Annotated in this window: 18 protein-coding genes and 2 pseudogenes; 9 read left to right on the forward strand and 11 right to left on the reverse strand. The window is 41.2% G+C overall.

The window, feature by feature from the left end; translation table 11 throughout:
- Position 1: 1 nt before the first annotated feature.
- The 10 genes and pseudogenes from AC4CUX_RS18840 to AC4CUX_RS18885 form a co-directional block, all read right to left on the reverse strand.
- Positions 2-748, reverse strand: a complete 747-nt coding sequence (locus AC4CUX_RS18840) for a class II aldolase/adducin family protein (RefSeq protein ID WP_004890211.1) — start codon at positions 746-748, stop codon at positions 2-4.
- Positions 745-1,752 carry a ketopantoate reductase family protein gene (locus tag AC4CUX_RS18845; protein ID WP_490792662.1) on the reverse strand — a complete coding sequence of 336 codons (1,008 nt, stop codon included), beginning with the start codon at positions 1,750-1,752 and terminating at the stop codon, positions 745-747. Before AC4CUX_RS18845 ends, AC4CUX_RS18840 begins: the two co-directional genes overlap by 4 nt.
- Before the next feature lie 41 nt (positions 1,753-1,793).
- On the reverse strand, positions 1,794-2,573 hold the full coding sequence (locus AC4CUX_RS18850) for an ABC transporter ATP-binding protein (RefSeq protein ID WP_163167241.1): 780 nt from the start codon (positions 2,571-2,573) through the stop codon (positions 1,794-1,796).
- Entirely contained in the window at positions 2,570-4,372 is a 1,803-nt protein-coding gene (locus tag AC4CUX_RS18855; protein ID WP_432242687.1) for a branched-chain amino acid ABC transporter ATP-binding protein/permease, read from the reverse strand. The genes AC4CUX_RS18850 and AC4CUX_RS18855 overlap by 4 nt, the downstream gene beginning before the upstream one ends.
- Positions 4,369-5,406 carry a branched-chain amino acid ABC transporter permease gene (locus AC4CUX_RS18860; protein WP_432242686.1) on the reverse strand — a complete coding sequence of 346 codons (1,038 nt, stop codon included), beginning with the start codon at positions 5,404-5,406 and terminating at the stop codon, positions 4,369-4,371. The genes AC4CUX_RS18855 and AC4CUX_RS18860 overlap by 4 nt, the downstream gene beginning before the upstream one ends.
- A 98-nt stretch (positions 5,407-5,504) precedes the next feature.
- Positions 5,505-6,647 carry an ABC transporter substrate-binding protein gene (locus AC4CUX_RS18865; RefSeq protein ID WP_168399371.1) on the reverse strand — a complete coding sequence of 381 codons (1,143 nt, stop codon included), beginning with the start codon at positions 6,645-6,647 and terminating at the stop codon, positions 5,505-5,507.
- A gap of 41 nt (positions 6,648-6,688) precedes the next feature.
- Positions 6,689-7,957, reverse strand: a complete 1,269-nt coding sequence (locus AC4CUX_RS18870; RefSeq protein ID WP_490792663.1) for an OprD family outer membrane porin — start codon at positions 7,955-7,957, stop codon at positions 6,689-6,691.
- A gap of 384 nt (positions 7,958-8,341) precedes the next feature.
- Positions 8,342-8,726 (reverse strand): annotated as a pseudogene (locus AC4CUX_RS18875) (p-hydroxyphenylacetate 3-hydroxylase reductase component); the annotation flags it as partial.
- Positions 8,665-8,847, reverse strand: coding sequence for a hypothetical protein (locus tag AC4CUX_RS18880; RefSeq protein WP_432242685.1), 183 nt, complete (start codon positions 8,845-8,847; stop codon positions 8,665-8,667). The pseudogene AC4CUX_RS18875 and the gene AC4CUX_RS18880, both read right to left, overlap by 62 nt.
- Positions 8,848-8,921: 74 nt before the next feature.
- The gene (locus AC4CUX_RS18885; protein WP_490792664.1) at positions 8,922-9,095 is read right to left on the reverse strand and encodes a transposase family protein; all 174 of its coding nucleotides are present in this window, start codon (positions 9,093-9,095) and stop codon (positions 8,922-8,924) included.
- Positions 9,096-9,262: 167 nt separating this feature from the next.
- Between AC4CUX_RS18885 and AC4CUX_RS18890 the strand changes: the two are divergent.
- From AC4CUX_RS18890 to AC4CUX_RS18905, 4 genes and pseudogenes are all read left to right on the forward strand, one after another.
- Positions 9,263-9,373, forward strand: a pseudogene (locus AC4CUX_RS18890) (IS110 family transposase); the annotation flags it as partial.
- A 374-nt stretch (positions 9,374-9,747) separates the two neighbouring features.
- Positions 9,748-10,692 carry a catechol 1,2-dioxygenase gene (catA, locus tag AC4CUX_RS18895; RefSeq protein ID WP_490792665.1) on the forward strand — a complete coding sequence of 315 codons (945 nt, stop codon included), beginning with the start codon at positions 9,748-9,750 and terminating at the stop codon, positions 10,690-10,692.
- 85 nt (positions 10,693-10,777) lie between these two features.
- Positions 10,778-12,037, forward strand: a complete 1,260-nt coding sequence (locus AC4CUX_RS18900) for a GTPase (protein WP_490792666.1) — start codon at positions 10,778-10,780, stop codon at positions 12,035-12,037.
- On the forward strand, positions 12,034-13,596 hold the full coding sequence (locus AC4CUX_RS18905) for a dynamin family protein (protein ID WP_490792667.1): 1,563 nt from the start codon (positions 12,034-12,036) through the stop codon (positions 13,594-13,596). Before AC4CUX_RS18900 ends, AC4CUX_RS18905 begins: the two co-directional genes overlap by 4 nt.
- A 67-nt stretch (positions 13,597-13,663) precedes the next feature.
- Here AC4CUX_RS18905 and catM read toward each other — a convergent pair whose 3' ends face one another.
- Complete coding sequence (gene catM, locus AC4CUX_RS18910; protein WP_130146696.1) at positions 13,664-14,581, reverse strand: cis,cis-muconate-binding transcription regulator CatM; 918 nt, start codon at positions 14,579-14,581, stop codon at positions 13,664-13,666.
- A gap of 103 nt (positions 14,582-14,684) precedes the next feature.
- On the opposite strand from catM, the gene AC4CUX_RS18915 reads away from it, so the two are divergent.
- From AC4CUX_RS18915 to pcaF, 5 genes are all read left to right on the forward strand, one after another.
- On the forward strand, positions 14,685-15,794 hold the full coding sequence (locus AC4CUX_RS18915) for a muconate/chloromuconate family cycloisomerase (protein WP_490792668.1): 1,110 nt from the start codon (positions 14,685-14,687) through the stop codon (positions 15,792-15,794).
- A 14-nt stretch (positions 15,795-15,808) separates the two neighbouring features.
- Complete coding sequence (gene catC / locus AC4CUX_RS18920; RefSeq protein ID WP_432242679.1) at positions 15,809-16,099, forward strand: muconolactone Delta-isomerase; 291 nt, start codon at positions 15,809-15,811, stop codon at positions 16,097-16,099.
- Between the two features lie 203 nt (positions 16,100-16,302).
- Complete coding sequence (locus tag AC4CUX_RS18925; RefSeq protein ID WP_490792669.1) at positions 16,303-16,974, forward strand: 3-oxoacid CoA-transferase subunit A; 672 nt, start codon at positions 16,303-16,305, stop codon at positions 16,972-16,974.
- A gap of 19 nt (positions 16,975-16,993) precedes the next feature.
- Entirely contained in the window at positions 16,994-17,647 is a 654-nt protein-coding gene (locus tag AC4CUX_RS18930; protein ID WP_490792670.1) for a 3-oxoacid CoA-transferase subunit B, read from the forward strand.
- Between the two features lie 130 nt (positions 17,648-17,777).
- Positions 17,778-18,983 carry a 3-oxoadipyl-CoA thiolase gene (gene pcaF / locus AC4CUX_RS18935; protein ID WP_490792671.1) on the forward strand — a complete coding sequence of 402 codons (1,206 nt, stop codon included), beginning with the start codon at positions 17,778-17,780 and terminating at the stop codon, positions 18,981-18,983.
- The last annotated feature ends 32 nt before the right edge of the window (positions 18,984-19,015 follow it).

Below are 19,015 nucleotides of genomic sequence, written 5' to 3' on the forward strand. Positions count from 1 at the left end.
TTTAATGGTTTTCTTGCATTTTTCTGACCATGGCATTGAAAAATTTATCGGCAAAACTACTTTCCTTGATCAGCATTTGTGTGAGGTCTGCACACTTTTGCTGTACTGTTTCAGTCAAATGAACATCTTCTCCTTGCATTGCATCTGCCTGACATTGAATTTCCGCTGCACGCTGTACTGTCCAGAGCAAGAAAAATGCTTTTTCAATACTGCTTTCACCGACAGCCACACCATGATTACGTAAAACCAAAATATGATGATCGCCTAAACTTTCAATCATGCGCTGTTTTTCGTCTTCGAAAAGCGTAATACCTTCAAAAGTGTGGTATCCAATTCGACCATATAGCTGTGCACCATAGAAATTATCGTATTTAAAGCCCTGCTTTTTTTGTGTAATCGCACTAATTGGTGTTGTATGGGTATGAATCACACAGCGGATATCATCGCGGGCACCATGAACCGCACTATGAAGAGCAAAACCTGCAGGATTGGCATCATATTCGGAAGGCATTACTTTATTGCCTTTTAGATCCACTTTTAATAGATTTTCAGGGGTGATTTCTGTGTAATTGAGACCAAATGGATTCACTAAATAATAATGTTCATCACCTGGTAGACGAGCAGAAATGTGGTTAAAAATCGTCTCTGTCCAGCCAAAAAAATCAATAAGATGATAACAATGAGCAAGCTTTACTCTGAGTTGCCATTCAGTATCTGAAACATTTAAAGGATTTACAGTTGAATTCATGATACAGCTCCTTCTTGCTTAAGTGATTGTGTGCTAAGAAATTGAGTAAGGTCGTAAATACAGCGTGTCATGGGCATTTCACAGCCATAAACTTCAGCAAGTTCAAAAACTGCGTCTGCAATACTTTCTAATTCCAGTCGATGTTTTTTTTGATAGTCGTACCACATGGACGTATAGGTTGCGCCCATTTCTGTACCAAGTTTCAAAAAAGTAGTGGGATCAATAGTGATACGGGCGCCATAACACGCTGCGACTTGCCTAACCTCTTGGGTGATAGCACGTGAGATAGGATGTAAATATGGATGAGAATAAATTTGGTCTAGGCTGGTATTGGCTACTACTGAAAGTGGGTTAGAACTCAGATTAGCCATCACCTTAGTCCAAATTTGATCACGAATTGTTTCAACTGGTCGAGCTTCAATGTTGGTATCCACAAACAGTTCAACAAGCTGTTTTAATCGATTACTAAGTTGATGGTCTGGTTCACCAAAAATCAACAAATAAGGATTAATAGACTTCACTTTTCCAGGTTGCAATAATTGTGCAGTAATAAAAACAACTGACCCGATTAAATTCTTCAAAGGAAATTGTGTTGATAATTGCGCATTGGGATCTAAGGATTTGATATAAGTCCTTTCACTTGAGTGCTCTATTCCATAAAAATACCAGAATGGAATTCCATTCATTAATGGAACAATCACCGTATCATCATGCAATAAAGCTTTTAACTGCGGTGTAATCTCAGCCAAGGCATGAAATTTGGTTGCAATAAAAATATAATCTTGTGGTTCAAGTTCACTCACATCACTCACCACACGGTAAGGTCGGATGTGGTGATGACCGGTGAGATCTTCAAGATGGATACCCTCTTGAGAAATCACATGATAGTTTTCCCCACGTGCAATCACGCTGACTTGATGGCCAGCCAGGGTCAATCGAACAGTCAATACGCTTCCTATCGCACCTGCTCCATAAACCAATATCTTTTTAGCTGATTGTTGCATCATCGCCTCCTTTATTGCTGAGTTGCACTCAACAGTTGCGATTAAACCGCCAGAATATCTTGGTGCTTACTATTAATGCCTAAATAGCTTTCAATGATTCTTGGATCTTCAACAAGCTCACTGCCCTTCCCTTGCATAGACAACTCGCCCATTTCAAGTACATAGGCATAATCAGCAAGTTTTAAGGCTGCACGTGCGTTTTGTTCAACCAGTAAAATTGAGACACCTTGACCACGTAATTGATCGATCACTTTAAAGATTTCACGTGTAATAAGTGGTGCTAAGCCAAGACTCGGTTCATCTAACATCAGGAGTTTAGGCTTTGCCATTAATGCACGTCCTACAGCCAGCATCTGTCGCTCACCGCCTGAAAGTGTACCCGCCTCTTGTCCGCGACGCTCTTTGAGACGTGGGAAAATGGTATAGACCTCATCCAAGGTATCTTTCAAAGAACGATCACCTTGACGATAACGCTGGAACGCGCCAAGCATAAGGTTATCTTCGATACTCATAGAACCAAAAAGCTCGCGCTTCTCTGGAACTAAGCCTAAACCTCTGACCACCATAGTTTCAACTTGTGGCCCTTGTTCAATATGCCCATCAAAATCGACCTGTCCTTTAGAACCTAATAGTCCCATGATTGCGGACAATAGAGTGGTTTTACCAGCACCATTTGGACCGACCACTGAGACGATCTGACCTTCATTGACGCGCATATTAAAATTCATCAAAGCTTCAACTTTGCCGTAGGCAACACTCAAGTTTTTTACTTCGAGTAAAGATTTACCTTGATCATTTTGATTTGTATTTATGAGTGTCATGCCACACCTCCAAGATATGCTTCGAGAACAGCCTCATTTTTTTGGATTTCTTCCGGTAAGCCTTCAGCAATTTTTTGACCGAATTCCATCACGACAATGCGATCTGCAAGGTTCATGACAAAGTCCATGTCATGTTCAACCAATAAAATAGCCATACCTTGTTCACGTAATCTAGAAAGTAATTCTGCTAAAGCCTGTTTTTCCTTAAAACGTAAGCCTGCTGCAGGCTCATCAAGGAGTAATAAACTTGGGCTCGCACATAAAGCACGTGCAATTTCGAGAATACGCTGTTGTCCAAGTGCCAAACTACCTGCTTCAGCATATAAATAGTCACCTAGACCAACACGTTCGAGTTGAGTTTTAGCTTCGTTTAACAAGATATTTTCTTGTTCACGGTCTAGATAAAACATGGAGGATAAAACCCCTTTATCACCACGCAAATGCGCTCCAATCGCGACATTTTCCAAAACGGTCATTTCAGGCAAAATTTTGACATGTTGGAAAGTTCGACTTAAACCTAATTTGGCAATTTCACGAGAAGCCATACCGTTGGTTTTTTTCCCTTGGAATATTACTTCCCCACTGGTTGGGACATCTACACCAGAAATTTGGTTAAACATGGTACTTTTACCAGCACCATTCGGACCAATAAGTGCCAGTACTTCACCGGCATGAATTGTTAAATTCATATCGTTATTGGCAACAAGACCACCAAACTTTTTGGTAATATTTTTCGCTTCAAGAATCACTGTTCCTTTTGCAGGAATTTCAGTTTCTTTCAATGTATTTTCGACGGGTTGGATTGTCGGATGAATATCAACTGGTTTAAAACGACTTGGCGTATATTTAACAATAAATGCCCAAAGACCAGCAGGTGCTTTTTGCATCAGAATAATAATGATCAAACCAAAGAAAATGGTTTCATAATGACCTTCACTACCAAAAATGATTGGCAAAATATCCTGAAGCCATTGACGAACCATAGTAAAAATACCCGCACCCAATATTGCTCCCCAGATACTTCCCACACCACCTAGAAGTGCCATAAATAAGTAGTCAATACCCATTTGTAATCCAAATGGAGTTGGATTGATAAAGCTTTGGGTATGGGCATACAGCCAACCTGAAACAGAGGCAAATAAAGATGCGGTAATAAATACCATTATTTTTGAACGGAAAGTATTTACGCCCATCGACTCAGCCATGAGCTGTCCACCTTTCAGTGCACGTATCGCCCGTCCTTCACGTGAATTAAGTAAGTTTTTAGTAATAAGGATTGCGCCGAACAAAATTAACCAAATGAGATAATAGATTTTGTTGCTGCTATCAAAGGCATAACCTGCCACAGAGATACTAGGGATATTTGAAATTCCGGAATGCCCACCCAAAGATTCAATGGTCGAGAAGAAGTAATAAAGTGAAATGCCCCAGGCGATTGTGCCTAAAGGTAAATAATGCCCTGATAATTTAAGGGTTAGACCACCCACAAGAACTGCTGATACCAGCGTAATAACAATACCTAACAAGAGTCCTAACCAAGGATTACCCCCTGTCCAAGCCAAAAACGACGGAAGCTGTTCGGTTACTGTTAAATACGCAGTTGCGTATGCACCAATACCAACGAGGGCTGCTTGACCGAAACTGGTCATACCACCAACACCCGTCAGTAGCACTAGACCTAATACAACCAGCGCATTCAAACCAATGTAATTCAGTAAAGTCACTTGATAGGTTGGTAAAAAAAATGGACTCACAAATACCACTAAGGCAAAGGCTAAAAATAAATATTTAGATTTCATTCTTCATCCTCCTCGACGTGACGAGCAGTCAAAGATTTCCAGAGTAAGAAAGGAATAATGAGTGTGAAGACAATAATTTCTTTGTAGTCACTTGCCCAAAACATAGAGAAAGCTTCAATGAGCCCGACAACTAAAGAACCTATTGCTGCAACGGGGAAGCTAATCAAACCACCAATAATAGCGCCTACAAATCCTTTAAGGCTAATCACGAAACCTGAATCGTAATAAAGCGTCGTAATAGGCGCGATTAATATGCCCGAAAGGGTGCCAATGAAAGCAGCCAGAATAAAAGTCAATTTACCTGCAAAAATTGGTGAAATACCCATAAGCTGGGCACCGACACGATTCACTGCTGTTGCATGTAAAGCTTTACCATATAAGGTTTTTTCGAAGAAATACCACAATAAAAAAATTAAAATAAAGAATGCTGCAATAATCACTAGTGTTTGACTATTGACCATCAAGCTACCCAATTCAAATGTTGCATCACTGAAAGGTTGAGTTTGAGCGCCATTTGGCCCAAAGATCAGTAATCCGATACCCACTAAAACTACATGAACAGCAATAGAAACAATTAAAAGGACTAATGGTTTAGCAGCCACTAAAGGCTGGAAGAAAGTTCGATAAAGTTGCGGACCAAGTGGAGTAATGACTGCAAGCGTTAATATAACTTGCCACCACATTGAAAGTTCAGCTAAAGGTAATTTGTACATCGCAGCAATAATGAGCCCGATGTAAATGGCACTGAATAATGTGACTTTATGATTAAAGGTTGCGTTATGTTTGAATTTTGCATACAGATCTAAAACCGTATTAACGCAAAATAGCGCGGCAACTAGCCAAACAATTAAACTAGGATGACCTGCTTGAATCGAAGCTAATGTTAATGCGCCAAAAACTGAAAATTCACCTAAAGGAATCAATAAAATACGTGTGACTGTAAAGACTAAGATGATGCATAAAGCCAATAATGCATAAATTGCACCACTGGTTATCCCATCCTGTCCAAGAATTAATGCGATATTCAAATCCATAACATGTTCCTAACCATTCTTGCGGATGAATCATCCCAAAGTGATGAATGAATCATCACTTTTGGGTAGTTATTGAATAATATTTAAAAAAGGAGGAATTACTTGAGAAGCTTCCACTGACCGTTTTTAACAATAATTAACTCACGACCGCGTTTATCGAATCCGCTATGGTCTTTGGCATTCATGTTATAAACACCTTGCGTACCTGCTACTTCTTTTGTATTTTCAAGTGCTTGTCGTAGTTCCTTACGAAATTGAACTGTGCCCGGTTTTGCTTTTTTCAAGGCTACTGGAATCGCCTTTTCTAGTAGCAAGCCAGCATCATAGACATTGGCACCAAAGGTTGCAGGAACCTGTTTATATTTTGCTTTATAGTCATTGATATATTTCAATGCCACTTTTTTCGAAGGATGCGTATTAGGCACTTCGTTAATAACCAACATTAAACTTGCAGCTAAAATCGTATTTTCTACTTTCTTGCCACCAAGTTTTAGATACTGATCCAGTGCAGCACCATGCGTTTGGTAGACTTGCCCACGATAACCTCGATCATAAAGTGCCGCTTGTGGTGGAACGGCAGAGCTACCAGGCGCGGCAACTAAAATCGCTTGAGGCTTTTGGCTAATAAGTTTTAAAGCTTGCCCTGTCAAAGAAGTATCTTGACGTTGGAAAGACTCTTTAGCGACAATCTTAATGCCATGTTTTGCGGCAAGGTTTGCAAGTACTTTGCCCCAGTTCTCACCATACGGATCCGCTGTTCCAATAAAACCTAAGGTTTTAATTTTACGCTTCACCATATCCTGAACGAGAGCTGCTGCAATAATTTCATCGTTTTGTGTAGTTTTAAAAACCCATTTCTTCTGTTCATTCATTGGTTGAACAATTGAAGAGGTACCTACAGGAGCAAGAAGTGGAACTTGTGCTTTAGCAATTGTTCCAATGACTGCAGTTGCATTCGGTGAACCTGATGGACCGATAATTGCGTCAACCTTATTTTCTTTAATCAGCTTTTCAACAGCTTTTACAGATGCTGTGGGATCACTTGCATCATCAAGTGAAATATAACGCACATTTTCATTACCAATTTTTTTAGGTAACAATGCAATACTGTTCTTCTGCGGAATGCCTACCATTGCAACTGGACCAGATGATGACGTGACAACGCCAATTGTAATATCTGCTTGCGTAGTACTTGCGGCAGCAATGACACAGCTTGCCATCAATAGTTTTTTAAAATTCATCTGTATCTCCATTATTCAGATTATTCTGTCTTTTTTGGTATTTAGAATTTATAGGTGTAAGTAGTGATAATTCGGTTTTCAACGAAATCTGTGCCTGGCGTATTACCTGCGCCATATTTTGTGGTTGTGTCGATATAACGCCATTCCAAACCTAGCCCTTTGAATGTGCCTTGAGGAACGGTGTAGCCTAAAATGAAGTTGGTTTCAGTTTCTTCATTATCTTTAAATCCAGCACGAGCAATATCGCTACCATGCAAGTAACGTGCTGTCGCACGCAAACCTGGTACACCTAGTGCTTTAAAGTCGTATGAATAAAGAATGTGATAGGTCAACTCTTCTGGTTTAATAAATCCAAGTAATGACCATGTATGTAAAAATGGTTGAGGTGCATAACCTGCCAAGGTTGGGAACGGGCTATCGCCTTTATTTTTTTGCACACCTGCTGTAATAGTATGTGGACCGTTGTTTAAATTGGCTTGCATACCAAAAGTTTGGCTGTCGATGTTACCGTAATAAGCATCACCCGCTTCACTGTTATTAAAATAACGTGCATCAAATTTCACCTTACTCTCACCGATTGTGGTGTTATAAACAGCATTTAAATAATGTTGTTGATAGATATCTTCTAATTGACCATACCAATATGCACCCGTGACACTTGGAGTAAAGTTGTAGTCCAGTCCCAAGTAATTTAGACCATCACTTTCAAATCGCGGACCATTCGGTGCAAATAAACTGAGTTTTTCAAATGAATCATCATTACGAGCATTAATATGGGTAATGCGTCCTAGAGATAGCTTCAGGTTATCAATCGCTTTAGTTTCAAATGCCACACCTGCATAAGTTGTCACCAGTTGGCGTGAATCATCAATAAATGCCACTGGAGTACGTGGCATAAGCTCACCAATACGCAATTCAGAATCTTGATATTTAAGCTTAAGCGTTGCACCTAACTTATGATAGTGATTCACCTGTTTTCCATCTTCAAATGGCAAAACAGTATCTGGGCGTTCTTCATTTCGATCAGACAAACGAAGTGCGTAATTTGCCGTGAGATCAAGACCTACTTGCAGTGGGGTCTCCGTATAACCAGATGAAAATTTAATACCTGCTGCTTGAGACCAACTGCCAATGTCAGGTTGAGCACTATCAAAATCTCGTTCTAAATAAAAATTCCTAAAGTTTAAAGATGTTTCACTATCTTTGACAAAATCAGCATATACAACATTGCTACAGCTCAATGCTAATAATGTGTAGGCTGATATAAATTTGAGATGATTTTGTTTCCCTAATTTGACTGATAATTCCATTATTTAGACCTTTTATCAAATTAATTTTTATTCTCACTGGCGCTTTTTTAGCTGGCGAGAAATGTATTCCATTGCAGAACTCTCAGCATATTTTAAGTTTCCAATACTTAATGATGCTCTTTGATTCTTTTATAATTCCATAGAAAATTCAATTATCTTAAAAGTATATTAATATACTTAAAATAGAATATTCAATGTAATTTGCAATAATTAAATTAAGCGAATTCCATGCCAATTTAAAATTTTTATGTGATTTTTATTCTTTTTACAACAGTGATAACCATTATACTTTTCCATAAATATCAATAAATTAATACTTAAATAAAAGCAGTTTTACGACTAAATTCTGGCAATATCTCTCAATATTTTAGTGAAATTTTCTTTTTAAATTTCACTATATTTTGAGAACACCTCATTTTGGTGCCTATTTGCGATATCAAATAGAGCATGTGCAGTTTTTTGCCCCTTTTCAGTGAGTTGGAAAAATTGCTCGGTTTCAACTAACAGACCATCTTTTTTCAGGATTTCTGCAGCTTGTTCTACTTACTGCATCGGCATAGTAATATCACGAGGTAAATCTGCTTTACTTGAAGTTGTACCACTACCCATTTGTTTAGGAATATAATCATTTTGGTAAAACTTACAAAACGCGACTCATGAGATAGCAAACATTCTGGTTTAAATAACCGTAATGCATCTTGCCCAATTCACTTTCTTGGATGGACTGTTTCAATTGAACCATGGGATACGGTGTAACAGCGTAATAAGCTCAGAATTTGCTGAGTCTTGTAGTGAATCATGGCCTGTACTTTAAAGGTGTGCTTCTTTTTCTTTCCGCTATAGCTTTTCTTCTGTTTTATTAGGCCTTTGAATTGGAATTTCTGTGGCATCTACGATCACCACATTCCGGTCGATCCCTTCGCCTTCGGGTATATTAAACAGATTGGACTGAATCAGACAATCTTCAACATGACGTACAATTCGTGAGGCTGTTGGCTCTGAACCCCCGTAACTCGTCACAACGTGAAAACGTTCGGTATTCCCGCCAATAACACAGACAGAGCAGAACCTGATCCTCCAGGCTTAACTTGGGCAGTCTGACTTTGGCAGAGACATGCATTTTCAATTGCTCAACCATTAAATAAAAGGTTGATCATGAGATGCCCGTGTATCACTTGAACTGAGGATCAGAAAGCTTGTGTGAATCGATGTAGTTCATCCGCAGATTATGCACGAATGTTAAAAAATCTGGAGTGTAAATATTAACAAAAAAGAGGATCTTTTTTTTATTTATGAAAGAGATCAATTGAAGCTTTATACCAACAATTATTAAGCTAGGGTAAGAATAAAAAGTGTACTTTAAGTGCTGCAATGCGTAAGCTTATACATCTATGTTATGACGTGTTAAAACATTAGACTGCCTATGAGAGAGATTATTTATTGAGCGAATAATCTAAAAACCTGATTGACTACCAAGACAGTATCTCATCTCAAGAAAGTGGGGTCTCCGACAAACTCGATACGGTTCACTTAAATTAACTTTCGCAAAAGATCTCATGATTAAAAAAAGAATCACATTATAAAATACTTTAAGAATTTACCTCAAAATATACCTTTTTAGTATTTAAAGATACCGAAACAAGACTAGATAAGGGTATTACATTTAAATTAAGGTATATATCAACAATCATTCAATAAACAATATCAGGATCGATGCAAGTTTCACTCATAAAATGATTTAAAAAATATGATGTGAAAGCCAGCATGATGGCAATATTAAGGAGATCGCCATGACAGACGCAAATGTTAGAATTTTCGACACGGAAGAAGTACAAAACTTCATCAACTTGCTCAGCGGAATTGAGCAAGAAGGTGGCAACCCGCGTACTAAACAAATCATTCACCGTGTGGTTTCTGACCTATTTAAAACCATTGAAGATTTAGACATTACATCTGACGAATATTGGGCTGCGGTTGCCTATATCAACCAATTGGGTACCAGCCATGAAGCGGGCTTACTTTCTCCAGGTTTAGGTTTTGACCATTTCTTAGATATGCGTATGGATGCAGCCGATGCAGCATTAGGCATTGACAACCCAACGCCGCGTACTATTGAAGGCCCTCTTTATGTTGCTGGCGCGCCTGTTTCACAAGGTTTTGCCCGCATGGATGATGGCAGCGATCCAAATGGCCATACGCTCATGCTGCATGGCACAATTTATAATGCAGACGGTCAACCGATTCCAAATGCACAAGTTGAAATTTGGCATGCCAACACCAAAGGTTTCTATTCACACTTTGACCCAACTGGCGAACAAACACCGTTCAACATGCGCCGTACTATTATGACCGATGCACAAGGTCATTATCGTGTACAAACGATTCTGCCAGCAGGTTATGGCTGCCCACCAGATGGCCCAACACAGCAATTGCTTAACCAATTAGGCCGCCACGGTAACCGCCCTGCACACATCCACTTCTTCGTGTCTGCGGACGGTCATCGTAAACTGACAACGCAAATCAACGTGGCTGGCGACCCGTACACTTACGATGACTTTGCTTATGCAACACGTGAAGGCCTTGTGGTTGAAGCTGTAGAGCATACAGATGCAGCAGCAAGTCAAGCCAATGGCGTTGAAGGTCCATTTGCTGAAATGGTATTTGACCTTAAGCTAAGCCGTCTAGTCGATGGTGTGGATAACCAATTGGTCGACCGCCCTCGCCTGCAAGCTTGATGCCGTTAAAAGTAATATTTTGAATCTTGAAATCAGGCGAGCTGTCACAGCTTAGCCTGATTTATTTTATGGAAAAGATATTAATATGGATATTCAAACTTTTGATGCAGCGATCCATGAAATTTTAGCTGTTCTCCCTGAATATAATATGCCTTTGGCTCGACTGCGCGCCATCGTACAGGCCGGTCAACTCCCAACAGTGACGGTGATTGGTAAATATAACCATGGTAAAAGCCGGTTATTAAACGAACTGATTGGTGATGATATTTTCTCGGTTGCAGATAAACGAGAGACTGTGACTCTCTCCGAGCATCTGCAGCACAATATCCGCTGGCTAGATGCGCCAGGTTTGGATGCTGATGTCGCGACAATCGATGATCAACATGCCCAAGATGCGATGTGGAATAAAGCCGATATCCGCTTAATGATCCATTCAGTACGTGAGGGTGAATTTGATCCTTATGAACTCCGGTTATTTCAGCAATTCGAGCAAGATGCCGCGCAAACACAGCGCCAAAGCGTTTTAGTACTGACTCAAATTGACCAGATTCCAGATCAAACTGTTTTAGCGCACATTATTGACAGTATTCAAAAACAAGCTCCGGCTGCAACCGTGCTGCCTGTGTCAGCAACACGTCATCGTCAAGGCATAGAAAATTCCAAAACCCTGCTTGTACAACGCAGCGGCATCCCTGAATTACAGCAAACACTCAGCCGCGTGATTGAAAAAGTACCCGCTGTCCGCCAGTTTGAAACAAATAAAATCTTTACGGATCTCACAGCACAATTGTCGCAGCTGCAACAAACTACCCAGGCCAATATTCAGCAACTCAGCGTAACCCTAGACCATCAACGCCAAGCTTTTGAGCATGATCTCAATCAAGTTCTGGATAAAGTCCGTGAAGACTTACAGCCAATTCTGCACGTTTCTGGACAAGATGACTCCCTAGAGCCGGATTCCTTTGCCAATATGTATAAAGTAACCGCAGGCAAACGTGACCGCAACCGCATTCAAGTCGCTTATTCCCGCGCCTGTATCGAGATTAATAGCCATCTGGTTCGCTACGGTGTGGTCAGTTTGCCGGACACACAAAAAAGCAATGTCCGCAGTCTGGACACGGTCATGGTTGCGGTGATGGGTATTTCAGTCAAACTGCGCAAAGATTTAAAGCTTATTTTTGAGGACGAATCAGGACGTCAGCGTTTAGACCGTGAATTTGCCCATTATTTTGAAGGCTCTGCTGACCGCATGCACTTAAAAGAACAATTACAAGACTTGCAGCAGCAACTTCAACAGATCCAACAAGCCCAACACGCCTCAGCCACTTTGGAGCTTGCATCATGATCCATGACCCAATTCAAACCTTTATTCATGCCACCGAAGCTTTTGATCAGCCTGAGCAGGACATCCTGCTGCATTTAAATAAAATGCATACTTGGCATCAGCAACTGGCGATCAATCTCAATCATCAGCGTTTGAATAGCTGCGGACTGGCTTTTCACAGCAAAATGGCTCAAGACATCGCCGCCCTCAATGCACAGCTCGAACATTATCTTGCTAATTGGGAAACGCAATTAGAAACGCTGCAAGCTGCGCAATCCATCTCAGACCATTTTGACGATAAAATTATTTTGCTAATTTTCGGAAAATTTAATGCAGGCAAAAGTTCGTTATGTAATGCATTGGCTGAATGTTTTCGCAGACGGCAGCAAAGTGTTGAATATTTTTATCTCAATGCCGGTAAAATTATTGAAAGTCAGGAGCATTTTAAAGAAGGCGCAACTGAAACCACCACACGCATACAAGGTGTTTGCCTAGGCAAAAATTTGATTTTGCTCGATACTCCAGGATTACATTCAGTTACGCCAGAAAATGCCGCATTAACCCAGCGCTTTTTGGACAGTGCCGATGGCGTGCTGTGGTTAAGCAGTTCATCCTCACCCGGTCAGGTTAAAGAGTTGGCTACTCTGGGGCAGGAATTACGCCGACACAAACCGTTATTGCCCGTAATTACCCGCAGTGATTATTTTGAAGAAGATGAAGTCGATGGTGATATTTGCCAAGTCTTACGCAATAAAAGCGCTAATCAACGTTATCTGCAAGAAACTGATGTGCATACCCGTGCGATTGATCAGCTTATCGCAATGCAGGTTGATCCTGTCTTGCTACAATCCCCAATTTCGACTTCTTCACAGATGTTAAAAAATGCGGACTTCAATGATCAGGCGATGCAAAGTGCCGGGTTTAACCACTTATTTGATGCGCTTTTGCATTTAACCCAACCCGCCTTGGCCTATAAACAGCGCAAACCCGCAGAAGCATTGATGCATCATTTGCAGGAACAAATCTTAGCGCCTTTACAGTTGGAAGCTGTGCCGCAACTGCATCAATTGCAGCAACTTCTGAACAATGCCAGCAGCGCATTGACAGAGAGTAAAGAGCAAATCATGACGCAAACATGGCGCAGCATGATTGCAAGCTTGCCAAAGCTATTAGAACAATATGCTGAACAGCAAGCAGTAAATGAACTGTATAGCGCATTAACACAACAGGCAGAGCAGCTTCTATCCCAACAGATTTCGAGTAATTTAGTCGATTATCAGCTGTCCCATGCGCCGCTCGAACCCTTGCAATTCTCTGAATATCTGACTTATGAAGTAATTTATGCAGATGATGGTAAAGAAATTTTAGCTATTGGGCATGACCGCTTATATAGTGAAATTTCACAGGGCTTATGGCAGCAACTGGACCGCTATACCGATGAGCTTGTTGCGCAATGCCAAAAGGTACTGACCAATATTCAAGAAAAAATTGAAACTATTCAGCAAGGCTTGATCAATGATGAACAAGAGCTGCAGCACATTGCACAGCATTTAAGGATGAAAAATTTAGAGCAAGTGTAATTGCAATATAGAGAGATTTTGAATCAACAGTATGCAATTCATAAGGTGTCAAACACATTACACCGCATTAATCCTCCTTCAGTTGAATCGGTCTCCCTTCTTCCTCAAACACTTGTTTAATGCATTCTAAAATATTGGGAATATACGCGCTCTGATCCATATTCCGAACTGATAAGGAAATTGGGCTGTAAGCGTCCAAATCTAAAATTGGGATATAGATTAAATTTTTCATCCCAATATCACTGGCGCTTTCAGGAATTAAACAAATCCCCTCACCAGAAGACACCAAACCGAGCGCTAAATGGATTTCACGGACTTCGATCAACTTCTTCGGCACTAAACCCAGTTCAGTAAAAATAGACTGAATCAAGGTTGAAAAATTAGGTCTAGGTGTAAGTGGATAAGAGAAAATCGACTCATCGAGAATTTGTGATAAATACACGCCTGTGTCAATAAACTCTGCCAAATGATGATTTTTATGCACAGCAAGTTTAAGGCGTTCTTTGTGCAATAATAAACGCATAATGGATGGATCAGTTAACCTTAAACGTCCAAAACCGATATCAATTTTACCTGCTTTTAAGGCTTCAATCTGATCCCGTGTTCCGCACTCGATTAATTCCACATGAATGTCTGGGTAACGCTGTCGAAATAAATAGATGATTTGCGGCAATAATGCATATAGCAATGAACTGACATAACCAATCCGCACCGTCTTATCCACTGCATTGATACGTCGAGCCATGGACGTCGCTTGTGCAGTATGGGTTAAAATCTGTACAGCATGTTCATAGAAGAACATACCCGCCTCAGTAGTTTTGACCGGACGAGACCCGCGTTCAAATAAAGTAATGCCTAATTCTTCTTCTAACTTTTGAATTTGCCGGCTCAAAGGCGGCTGGGCAATGCATAACTTTTCAGCCGCTTTGGTGATGCTTTGCTCTTCCACCACCGTCACAAAATAGCGTAGATGTCTTAATTCCATTTATATACCTTTTAGGTATTCAAAAATACCGATTTTGCTCTAGTTTAAGATATTACATTAACTTAGGGTATATAAATAGATAAACACTGAAGAAAGATTTGCAATGTATAAGTCCATAGAAACTTTGCTTGTTGAGATTCCAACCATCCGTCCGCATAAGATGGCGGTTGCAACAATGCAAACACAAACCTTAGTACTGGTGAAAATAAGCACGGAAGACGGCTTTATCGGCTGGGGCGAAGCAACCACAATTGGTGGCTTAGGCTATGGCGAAGAAAGTCCTGAAAGTGTTAAAACCAATATTGAAACCTATTTTTCGCCTTTATTAAAAACGTTAAATGGTTTAAACGTCGCACAAACGATGCAAATCATTAACCGTAATATTAATGGCAACCGTTTTGCTAAATGCGCCATTCAAACCGCATTATTAGATATCCAAGCGCAGCGTCTTGGCTTGCCTTTAAGTGAAGTCTTAGGCGGCCGTTTGCGTGACAGTATTTCAGTCTTATGGGTACTGGCTTCGGGCAATACTGAAAAAGACATTGCTGAAGCGCAAAAAATGATTGCAAGCAAACGTCACAATATATTCAAACTCAAAATCGGTTCACGCCCTGTGGAACAAGATGTTGAACATGTTTTAGCGATCAAAAAAGCCTTAGGCGATGACGTTTCCATTCGTGTCGATGTCAATCGTGCTTGGACTGAATTGACTGCGATTAAAGGCATTCAAATGCTGCAAGATGGTGGTGTTGACCTGATTGAGCAGCCTTGCGCAATCAACAATATCGATGCGATGGAACGCTTAACCCGTAAATTCGATATTGCCATCATGGCGGATGAATCCCTCATGGGTCCGCAAAGCGCTTATGAACTGGCAAAACGTAATGCTGCCTCTGTTTTTGCAGTCAAAATTGCACAATCAGGTGGTTTAATTGAAGGCTGTGAAGTTGGGAAAATTGCTAATCTTGCAGGTATTGACCTTTACGGCGGTACGATGCTAGAAGGCCCTGTCGGTACGATTGCTTCTGCACACGTATTTTCAACCTTCAGTAATTTAACATACGGCACTGAATTATTTGGTCCATTGCTACTGACTGAACAAATTTTAAAAACCCCACTTCAATACGAAAATTTTGAGCTGAAAATCCCAACAGGTTTAGGTTTAGGTATTGAATTGGATCAAGACAAAATCGACAACTTACGACGTCAATAATTGAAGGAGACATCATGCTTTTCCAAGTCAAAATGGACGTAAATATTCCGTTAGATATGCCAAGCGATAAAGCCAATGAAATTAAAGCAGTTGAAAAGGCTTATTCTCAAGATTTACAGCGACAAGGCAAATGGCGTCATATTTGGCGCATTACTGGTCAATATTCCAACATCAGTATTTTTGATGTTGAGAGCAATGAAGAATTGCACAATATCCTGCAAGGCTTACCGCTGTACCCTTACATGGATATTCAAGTGACTGCCTTAAATCGTCATCCTTCTTCAATTCGTGAAGATGACACCTGATAAAAAATCAAATCACTCTAATACCTTAGAGTGATTTGAATCCATTTTAGAAACTGCTATTTACAGCTGAATGATTCAATAACCAAGCTTCAAATTAACGCTCAATTTGTAAAGTGATGGCAACGCCATAATTTTTATGCATAAGTATTTTGAAGCGATATTTACGCATAGCAATTCATGAAAATGCAGATAAGGTTAGCCAGATGATTGATAAAAGCTCAACTTCCTTTGTGGAAACTCTTTCCCAAATTAAAGACGGTTCTACCATTATGATCGGTGGTTTCGGTACAGCGGGGCAGCCTGCTGAACTGATTGATGGTCTGATCGAATTGGGTATTAAAGACCTGATTATTGTCAACAACAATGCCGGTAATGATGATTATGGTCTGGCAAAACTGCTTAAAGCTGGTGCTGTTCGTAAAATCATTTGCTCTTTCCCGCGTCAGTCTGACTCGTGGGTATTTGACGAGTTATATCGTGCAGGCAAGATTGAACTGGAACTGGTGCCGCAAGGTAATCTGGCTTGCCGTATTCAGGCAGCAGGTATGGGCTTAGGTCCAATCTATACCCCTACCGGTTTTGGTACCTTGCTGGCTGAAGGCAAACCGACCATTAACTACGAAGGTAAAGACTACGTTTTAGAAAATCCAATTAAAGCTGACTTTGCCTTGATTAAAGCTTCTAAAGGCGACCGTTGGGGCAATCTGGTCTACCGAAAATCTGCGCGTAACTTCGGCCCAATCATGGCAATGGCAGCAGATGTGACCATCGCTCAAGTTTCTGAAGTGGTTGAACTGGGTGCATTGGATCCAGAGCACATCATCACCCCGGGAATTTTTGTTCAACACGTTGTTCAAGTTAAACCTGCACAATAATTGGCATCGGAGATAAATAATGAGCTATAGTAAACTGACCCGTGACCAGATCGCTGAACGTGTGGCACAAGATATTCCTGATGGTGCCTATGTCAACTTGGGTATCGGTTTACCAACTAAAATTTCAAATTACTTACCTTCAGACAAAGATGTTTTTCTACACTCTGAAAATGGTTTATTGGCATTTGGTCCACCACCAGCAAAAGGCGAAGAAGACCCTGAGCTGATCAATGCAGGTAAAGAATTTGTCACCATGCTCACTGGCGGTGCTTTTTTCCATCATGGTGATTCATTCGCAATGATGCGTGGTGGTCACTTAGACATCGCAGTATTAGGTGCTTTCCAGGTGGCTGAAAATGGTGACTTGGCGAATTGGCATACTGGCGCACCAGATGCAATTCCTGCAGTCGGCGGTGCAATGGATCTGGCTGTTGGCGCTAAGAAAGTCTTTATTACCACCGATCATGTGACCAAAAAAGGCGAGCCAAAAATTGTGGTTGAACTGTCTTATCCTGCGACTGGCCTGAAATGTGTCGACCGTATCTATACCGACCTGTGCGTGATTGATGTCACCCCTGAAGGTATGACAGTGATTGAGAAAGTCGAAGGTCTGTCATTTGAAGAATTGCAGTCATTGACTGGCGCCAAGTTGATTGATGCGACTCAAGCTTAAGTAGTTTCAAAAGATAAATCCCCCTATATCCCCATTTTTCAAAGGGGGGACTTCACACAAAAGAAATTTCAACTGAGTGTAAAGTCTCCCTCCTTTCAGGAGGGATTAAGGGAGGTAAAAGGAAAAGACAATGAAAAACGCATATATCATTGATGCCATCCGTACTCCATTCGGCCGTTATGCCGGTGGCCTCGCACCTGTCCGTGCAGATGACTTAGGTGCTGTACCAATCAAAGCCTTGATGGAACGCAATCCATCGGTGAACTGGGAACAGGTTGATGACGTGATTTATGGCTGTGCCAACCAGGCCGGTGAAGACAACCGTAACGTCGGTCGCATGTCTTCACTGCTTGCAGGTGTGCCTTATCATGTGCCGGCAACGACCGTGAACCGCCTGTGTGGTTCATCGATGGATGCAGTTGCGATGGCAGCACGTGCGATTAAAGCCGGTGAAGCCCATCTGATTATTGCCGGCGGTGTAGAAAGCATGTCGCGTGCTCCATTCGTGATGGGCAAGTCAGAAACAGCGTATGGCCGTAGCCAGAAGATTGAAGACACCACCATGGGCTGGCGTTTCATTAACCCGAAACTGAAAGAAATGTATGGCGTAGAAACCATGCCGCAAACCGCTGAAAACCTGGCGGAACAGTTCAACATTAACCGTGCCGACCAGGATCAGTTTGCTTTAACCAGCCAGCAACGTACTGCTGCTGCGCAAGCACGTGGTTTCTTTGACAAAGAAATTATTGCAGTGGAAATTCCACAACGTAAAGGCGAACCTGTGGTTGTTGCTAAAGATGAACATCCACGTGCATCAACTACCGCAGAAGCTTTGGCAAAACTGAAACCTGTGGTCAAAGCAGATGGTACGGTAACGGCAGGTAATGCTTCAGGGATTAACGATGGTGCAGCTGCTCTTTTAATCGCATCTGATGAAGCGGTTGCTCAACACGGTTTAAAACCACGTGCCAAAATTATTGGTTCAACTGTTGTTGGTGTTGAACCACGCATCATGGGCTTTGGTCCAGCACCTGCCATCAAGAAACTATTGGCGCAAACTGGTCTGACTTTAGAGCAGATGGATGTGATCGAGCTGAATGAAGCTTTTGCTGCTCAAGCGTTGGCATGTACCCGTGATTTGGGTATCGAAGACGGTTCTGAGAAAGTCAATCCAAATGGCGGTGCGATTGCTTTGGGTCATCCACTGGGTGCATCTGGCGCGCGTTTGGTGACGACTGCACTGAACCAGCTTGAACAAACCGGTGGTCAATACGCTCTATGTTCAATGTGTATTGGTGTCGGTCAAGGTATCGCTTTGATTATTGAACGCGTTTAATCCTCATTCAAAGTCCCCTTCTTGCGCTTCAG

The sequence above is a fragment of the Acinetobacter sp. 231_lipA genome (assembly GCF_058243005.1).

Bases quoted from the DNA above. Each gene is read 5' to 3' on its own strand.
- AC4CUX_RS18845 (WP_490792662.1), bottom strand. From the start codon at position 1,752: ATGCAACAATCAGCTAAAAAGATATTGGTTTATGGAGCAGGTGCGATA.
- AC4CUX_RS18850 (WP_163167241.1), bottom strand. From the start codon at position 2,573: ATGACACTCATAAATACAAATCAAAATGATCAAGGTAAATCTTTACTC.
- AC4CUX_RS18860 (WP_432242686.1), bottom strand. From the start codon at position 5,406: ATGGATTTGAATATCGCATTAATTCTTGGACAGGATGGGATAACCAGT.
- catM (WP_130146696.1), bottom strand. From the start codon at position 14,581: ATGGAATTAAGACATCTACGCTATTTTGTGACGGTGGTGGAAGAGCAA.
- AC4CUX_RS18915 (WP_490792668.1), top strand. From the start codon at position 14,685: ATGTATAAGTCCATAGAAACTTTGCTTGTTGAGATTCCAACCATCCGT.
- AC4CUX_RS18880 (WP_432242685.1), bottom strand. From the start codon at position 8,847: ATGCCACAGAAATTCCAATTCAAAGGCCTAATAAAACAGAAGAAAAGC.
- AC4CUX_RS18870 (WP_490792663.1), bottom strand. From the start codon at position 7,957: ATGGAATTATCAGTCAAATTAGGGAAACAAAATCATCTCAAATTTATA.
- catA (WP_490792665.1), top strand. From the start codon at position 9,748: ATGACAGACGCAAATGTTAGAATTTTCGACACGGAAGAAGTACAAAAC.
- AC4CUX_RS18865 (WP_168399371.1), bottom strand. From the start codon at position 6,647: ATGAATTTTAAAAAACTATTGATGGCAAGCTGTGTCATTGCTGCCGCA.
- AC4CUX_RS18885 (WP_490792664.1), bottom strand. From the start codon at position 9,095: ATGGTTGAGCAATTGAAAATGCATGTCTCTGCCAAAGTCAGACTGCCC.
- catC (WP_432242679.1), top strand. From the start codon at position 15,809: ATGCTTTTCCAAGTCAAAATGGACGTAAATATTCCGTTAGATATGCCA.
- AC4CUX_RS18925 (WP_490792669.1), top strand. From the start codon at position 16,303: ATGATTGATAAAAGCTCAACTTCCTTTGTGGAAACTCTTTCCCAAATT.
- AC4CUX_RS18905 (WP_490792667.1), top strand. From the start codon at position 12,034: ATGATCCATGACCCAATTCAAACCTTTATTCATGCCACCGAAGCTTTT.
- AC4CUX_RS18855 (WP_432242687.1), bottom strand. From the start codon at position 4,372: ATGAAATCTAAATATTTATTTTTAGCCTTTGCCTTAGTGGTATTTGTG.
- AC4CUX_RS18840 (WP_004890211.1), bottom strand. From the start codon at position 748: ATGAATTCAACTGTAAATCCTTTAAATGTTTCAGATACTGAATGGCAA.
- pcaF (WP_490792671.1), top strand. From the start codon at position 17,778: ATGAAAAACGCATATATCATTGATGCCATCCGTACTCCATTCGGCCGT.
- AC4CUX_RS18900 (WP_490792666.1), top strand. From the start codon at position 10,778: ATGGATATTCAAACTTTTGATGCAGCGATCCATGAAATTTTAGCTGTT.
- AC4CUX_RS18930 (WP_490792670.1), top strand. From the start codon at position 16,994: ATGAGCTATAGTAAACTGACCCGTGACCAGATCGCTGAACGTGTGGCA.